Raw genomic sequence first — 1,555 nt, forward strand, 5'->3', positions numbered from 1 at the left:
TGTTTTATAAAAGCTCTATAAAGATATGCTTAATCTTACTTACCGTACTGAAGATGAGGATTCTATTCGCTACTTTGTTTTGTTTACTGGTTTTGAAATCAATAAAACAAAAAAGTTTGTTGAAGTCAGTGTTAATCCGGACCTAGAATATATTATTAATGGTTTAACAGCTGAATTTAGTAGATTTGAATTATCTGCTTTCACGTCGTTGCGTTCTACGTATGCAAAAACTCTATTCCGACTGCTTATGCAGTACCGTTCTACTGGTTATTATGTAGTTCGTATTGAAGAGTTTAGGAGCTTAATGGATATCCCAGAATACTATCAAATGGGTAACATTGATCAAAAAGTATTAAATCCTGCATTACGAGAACTAAAAAAATACTTCAATGATCTTAAAGTCACAAAAATAAAAGCAAAAAAGGGCAATAAAATCGCCAAATTAGAATTTACTTTTTCAAGCCTAACGTCAGATTTGCCAAAGATTTCTCTGCGTAACTGGTTAGAAGAATAAATAAAAAAGAACTCGCCCCCCTTACATTAAGCAAGTAGACAAGTCCCTTACAACCGACTAAGATTGCTAGTACATTCTAGCATATTGTATGGGGCTTCTAAATAAAAAACAGATAGGAATAACTCCTATCTGTTTTTTATCGTTTTAGAAAATTTGTTGGGTCGAAATTTCTAGAAGTGACTGTTTGACTGGTTTCTTTTTGATGATTCTTTGGTCGATTTCGATTTGATGGATTTAGTTTAGCTTCGATTTTTTCTTTCACTTCTTGATATACTTTAGAATTTGTGCCAATAAGAACGCCTGTATCTTTTAGATATAAATCAGCAAATTCTGCGATGATTTCAGTCATGATGGAAATTTCTTTTCCCATAGCATTTAGTTTTGCCTGATTGCTGGTAGTGGTCGTGTTGGTATCGGGTTCATAACTCATACATAAAAAGCGAATGGCTTCCGAGTAGTTATTGATATCTGGATTTTTTTCGATGATGGAATCTAAAACGTCAACATGACTGGGGTAAAGGGTCACATGTTTTTGAACAGAAGTTTTTCTCATGATTATATCATTCCTCCAATAAGCATTTCGATGATTCGATTATTTGTGTAGACATACTCACTTAATATTTGAGTGTTTTCTGTTTGGATAGCAGCAAATTTTTCGAGCAATAAATCGAATTGATCTTTTCTATAAGTCATAAGTTGACGGTCAAAATCATTTTCGATTAGCACTTTTAGATATTTATTTCGACTCCATTTTTTGCCAGTTTTAGTTGTGAGTTCTTGGCAACGTTTGTCTATTGTTGCGATAAATTTTGGATCGATGTTCCGAACTAAAATGTCCATAAAAAATCTCCTTTTTCAATTATGTATAATTTATGTATACCATACAAATACTATATTTGTATAGCTGTTTTTTGCTAAAATACTATACATAAGCTAGCCACGATGGCAAAAAAAGTGATAGCAAATTTTTTTCTGAGAAACGCGATAGGCACAGCCTATCTGCCCGCTTTTTTTAGAAAGTGGGTACACGTTTCCTTATGC

The 1,555-nt window shown here is 33.0% G+C and carries 2 protein-coding genes and 1 pseudogene; 1 reads left to right on the forward strand and 2 read right to left on the reverse strand.

Annotated elements, in window-relative coordinates; translation table 11 throughout:
• Positions 1-10: 10 nt before the first annotated feature.
• A pseudogene (locus tag AB5Z52_RS16995) lies at positions 11-514 on the forward strand (replication initiation protein); the annotation flags it as partial.
• A gap of 136 nt (positions 515-650) precedes the next feature.
• On the opposite strand, the gene AB5Z52_RS17000 reads toward AB5Z52_RS16995, so the two are convergent.
• Positions 651-1,067, reverse strand: coding sequence for a hypothetical protein (locus AB5Z52_RS17000; protein WP_001232859.1), 417 nt, complete (start codon positions 1,065-1,067; stop codon positions 651-653).
• A 2-nt stretch (positions 1,068-1,069) separates the two neighbouring features.
• Positions 1,070-1,354 carry a hypothetical protein gene (locus AB5Z52_RS17005; RefSeq protein WP_148780625.1) on the reverse strand — a complete coding sequence of 95 codons (285 nt, stop codon included), beginning with the start codon at positions 1,352-1,354 and terminating at the stop codon, positions 1,070-1,072.
• Positions 1,355-1,555 lie beyond the last annotated feature (201 nt).

The organism is Enterococcus sp. RTP21361st1_A6_RTP21361_211029 (genome assembly GCF_040910045.1).
Lineage (GTDB): Bacteria > Bacillota > Bacilli > Lactobacillales > Enterococcaceae > Enterococcus_D > Enterococcus_D gallinarum.